Genomic DNA, 1,041 nt, shown 5'->3' on the forward strand with positions numbered 1-1,041 from the left:
ACTGTAGATGCTAGTTTCTTTAACAATAGATTAAATGCTGCGGTTACTGCCTATAATCGTAATGATAATAATCAGGTAATTGGTATGCCGGTCCCTTTTGAAACAGGATATGATTTGAATTACAAATCTGGTATGGCTATTAACAATAAAGGGATAGAATTAATAGTTAATGGTTTGGTAATAAATCGGCCTAAGGCATTAAGTTGGAGTACAGGTTTCAATTTTAACTATAACCGAAATAAATTAACGGCTTTACCTGATGGGGTAACTCAATTAATTCTTAACGAAAATAGACTAGAGGTAGGAAAACCTGTAGGTAGTTTCTGGTTATATACAAACAATGGTATTTATAATACGAATGCCGAAGTGCCTGTAGGTCTTACTTTTAACGGTATTCCAATCAAAGCAGGAGACCCTAAATGGGAAGATTATAATGGTGATAACAGAATTGACAACAAAGATAAAGTCATGACTGGTGATCGTTTACCAAAATTTGTAGGTGGTTGGAACAATACCTTGAATTATAAAAATTTCGAATTAAACTTCAACTTCATTTTTGCTTTGGGTCAAAAAGCGATTAACCAGTATCAAGCTACACGTTATGGTTTTATAAAAGCAGAAACGGGGAATGATATTAGTTCTGTTAAGGAAGTATCATCTTGGCAAGTGTTTGATAACGAAAAAAAATACCCAATCTACAATCCGTTTAGTGATGTAGATGCCTATCGTACAGATCAAGATTTATTCTTAGAAGATGCATCTTATTTAAAATTAAGATCAGTAACCTTAGGATACGATTTTAGCAAAGCGCCATTCTTTAAAAAATCTTCATCGAAAATTAAGAGAGCCTATTTATATGCTACGGCGATGAATCTATTAACCATGACCAAATTTACAGGCAGTGACCCTGAGTTAATTAACTACAATGGATACTATGATGGGGCTAATCTAACGATCCCGAAGACATTTGTTTTAGGACTTAAGTTGGATTTATAAAATATATAAGAAAAAGATATGAATAACACGATCAATAAAAGGAAC

The 1,041-nt window shown here is 33.0% G+C and carries 1 pseudogene; it reads left to right on the forward strand.

Features of this window, described 5'->3' with window-relative positions:
• Window positions 1-996 (forward strand): annotated as a pseudogene (locus tag AC1DPQ_RS28675) (SusC/RagA family TonB-linked outer membrane protein); the annotation flags it as partial.
• Window positions 997-1,041: the final 45 nt, after the last annotated feature.

The sequence above is a fragment of the Pedobacter sp. 01T416_2 genome (genome assembly GCF_056398925.1).